Raw genomic sequence first — 3,495 nt, 5'->3', positions numbered from 1 at the left:
AATACAGGCTTAAAAGCCTAATGTTCTGATTCAGGCTTTAGGAAGTTGTAGGAAGGACAGTCTAAAACATTCTGAGCGGTCTTAAAAGACCAATGACAGAAACTTGATCTGTCCTTCCTTTTTTCTCCCATGTCTGTAATTATTATAAAACTTATTCTCTTATAGTTTAAAAATTTTTGGTATACTTAATATACGATGACAAAAAAGCAAAAATTTTAGAACACAATCCCACGAGAGAGATTAAATAAAAGCGAGAGAAGGATTAAGTGAATAAGTTTTTTCAAACACTCTTTAAAAAATCTATATTGATAGTCTTTTCTCCAACTTTTTCAAACAGTACAGTTGCATTTTTTCCAACTATTTTTTTAACAACACCTTTACCAAAAACATCATGTTTAACAAGCATCCCTACTCTTATATCTGAGTCAAAATCAGAATAGGATTTAGATTGAGATTTAATTGTTAGATTATGTCTGTTGCTTACGTTTGGCTGGGTTTTTTGTTTAACCGGTAGTTTTATATGTTCTTTGATATCATCAATAAACTGAGACCTTTTAGTTGGAACGCTTTTATTTCCGTAGCTTTTCCTTTCTTTTGCATAAGTTAGATAAAGTTTATTTTTTGCTCTTGTGATTGCCACATAGAATAATCTTCTTTCTTCTTCAAGTTGGGTTGGGTCGTCAAAGGCTTTTCCGCTTGGGAATATTCCTTCCTCAAGCCCTGCTACAAAAACAGTATCAAACTCTAATCCTTTTGCTCCGTGAACTGTCATTATTTTTGCTTTATTTTGATTGTCTATCGCATCTTGTGCTTGCATTAAAGCTGATTCTTCAAAAAACTGGTCTAAGGTTTTTCCTTCTTTTTCTGCCTCTTCCAATGCAACTATCAACTCGTTTATGTTTTCTACTCTGTCTTCCCAATCTTTTTCATATTCTTTTTGTAAATATTCTTGATATCCTATCCTTTCTACTATTTCTTTTGCTGTTTTTGAAGGACTGAATTTAGCATTTTCTAATACATACTCCATAAGCTCTAAATATTCTTGTAATTTTATCTTTACAGATTTATTGAATCTTTCATAACTGTCTTTTAAGGCTTGAATCCAATCTGTTTTAAAATTAGATTTGATATATTCAAGACCTTTGTCTCCAACGCCTCTTGGTGGAACCGTTAATGACCTTTCAAAGCTTGCATAGTCTTTTGGATTTACTGCAAGTTTTAAGTAAGCTAAAATATCTTTTACTTCTGCTCTTTCGAAGAATTTAAGCCCACCAATGACCTGATAAGGAATTCCATTACTGATAAAAGCTTCTTCAATATTTCTGGTTAAAAATGTCATTCTTACAAGAACAGCAAAATCACCGTAAGAACCATCCTGTGCAAGTTGCTTTATTTTACTTGCTATAAATCTTGCCTCTTCTTTCTCGTTTTCTAATGGGACTAAAAATATGTCCTCTCCTTCCTCCTTATCAGTCCAAAGGGTTAAAACTTTTCCTTTCCATTTTCCTTTTGATTTTGAAATAACTGCATTTGCACAATCAAGTATCTTTTTTGTGCTTCTGTAATTTCTTTCTAATTTAACTATCTTTGTACCGGGAAAATCTTTTTCAAAATCTAAAATGTTTTCCGGATGTGCTCCTCTCCATGTGTATATACATTGAGCAGGGTCTCCAACAACTGTTATAGTGTGCTTATCTCCAACAAGAAGTTTTAAAAGTTTATGCTGAATTCTGTTTGTGTCTTGATACTCATCTACAAGGATGTAATCAAACTTATTTCTCCATTTTTCTAAAACTTCTGGATGATTAGACAGGATTTTGACTGTTTTGATAAGTAAATCATCAAAATCAAAAGCATTACTGTTTTTAAGCTCTTCTTCGTATTTCTCAAAAATGGTTTTTATATAACTGTTTGAAATGCTATAAATTTCAAGTTGGTCTTCTGGATTATCATCTTGTTTTATTTTTGAAATGACATCCTTTATTTTGTCTGGTTTAAATTTTTCTTCATTTAAATTTAAATCTTTTAAGACTTTTTTGATTAATTTTTTACTGTCTTCTTCATCGTAGATGACAAAATTTCTATCATAACCTATGTTTTCTGCTTCCATTCTTAAAAATTTTGCTGCAAAGCTATGAAAAGTCATCACCCATTGAGGCTTTTCTCCGATAGCTTTTTCAATTCTTTCCTTCATCTCTTCAGCTGCTTTATTTGTAAATGTAATAGCAAGAATTCTGTTTAGCGGAATGCCGTAATGTTTGACTAAATACATGATTTTATGGGTGATAACTTTGGTTTTTCCTGAACCTGCTCCGGCTAAGACCAATAAAGGAGAGTCAAAATGTAAAACAGCTTCTTTCTGTCTTTCGTTTAAGCCTGAAAGGATAGGGTCGTTTAACAAATTCTGTTCCTCTCTTTTCCTCTTAAAAAGCTTTCTATATTGAGATATATTTCTTTAACAAGCTTATTTCTTGCTTCTATGCTTGTCCATGCTATGTGTGGAGTTATAAATAGTCTATCTTTATTTTTTATATGAAGTAATGGATTGTTTGGGTCTATTGGCTCTTTTTCAAGGACATCTAAGCCTGCTGCTGCGATTAAACCTTCATCTAAAGCTTTTGCTAAATCCGCTTCGTTAACAATTCCACCCCTTCCAAGATTAAGCAAAATTGCAGATTTTTTCATCAGTTTTAGCTTTTCATACGTGATTAAATTTTTAGTATTTTGATTTAAAGGTGCATGAATTGAAACTATGTCAGATGTTGATAAGAGCTCATCTAAGCCTTTATGTGTATAGTTTGGATTAAAATTTTTTCCTGAAGTAGAGTAATAAATTACATCACATCCAAAGCTTTCTGCTACCTGTGCAACCTTTTGCCCAATGGTTCCAAGTCCTATTATGCCCCAAACTTTACCGCTTATTTCCCAAAATGGTCTGCCAAGATGTGTAAAAATAGGGCTTTTAGCATACTCTCCTGATTTAACATAATCATCGTAATATCTAAGACTTTCTAAAAGATAAAAGAGCATTGCAAAAGTATGCTGAACAACGCTGTTAGTTGAGTATCCCGACACATTAGTAACAGCAATTCCTTTTTGCTTTGCATAATCTATATCTACGTTGTTATATCCGGTTGCAGCAACGCATATTAATTTAAGATAAGGTGCATTATCCATAACTTCTTTATCAATGATTACTTTGTTAGTAATGATTATTGTCTTATCTTTTATTCTTTCTATAGCTTCCTGCTTAGAGTTTGTAGTTTGATATATTTCAAGATATCCAAAATCTCTAAAAATATCTAAATTAACATCATCACCAAGGGTTGCAGCATCGAGTATTGCAAGCTTCATTTTATTCCTCTCAAATTAATACTTAAATAATAAATTAAATGTATCGGGTGAGAAATTCAATAAAAGCATGAGACTCTTCGCCGGCTGCAGAATGACATCTAACGTTTATCCTTTCTCTAATTAAACTTTAAATAAATAACG

Annotated in this window: 2 protein-coding genes; both read right to left on the bottom strand. The window is 32.0% G+C overall.

Annotated elements, in window-relative coordinates; all coding sequences use genetic code 11:
• Window positions 1–280: 280 nt before the first annotated feature.
• A complete protein-coding gene (locus Q0929_RS08860; RefSeq protein ID WP_299240082.1) occupies window positions 281–2,401 on the bottom strand; it encodes a UvrD-helicase domain-containing protein in 2,121 nt (706 codons plus the stop codon).
• Complete coding sequence (locus Q0929_RS08855; RefSeq protein WP_299240078.1) at window positions 2,395–3,354, bottom strand: D-2-hydroxyacid dehydrogenase; 960 nt, start codon at window positions 3,352–3,354, stop codon at window positions 2,395–2,397. Before Q0929_RS08855 ends, Q0929_RS08860 begins: the two co-directional genes overlap by 7 nt.
• Window positions 3,355–3,495 lie beyond the last annotated feature (141 nt).

The sequence above is a fragment of the Sulfurihydrogenibium sp. genome (genome assembly GCF_028276765.1).
In the GTDB taxonomy this organism is placed as follows: Bacteria; Aquificota; Aquificia; order Aquificales; family Hydrogenothermaceae; genus Sulfurihydrogenibium.
Note: the sequence above shows the minus strand (reverse complement) of the source record. Positions and strands in the feature narration are given on the sequence as shown.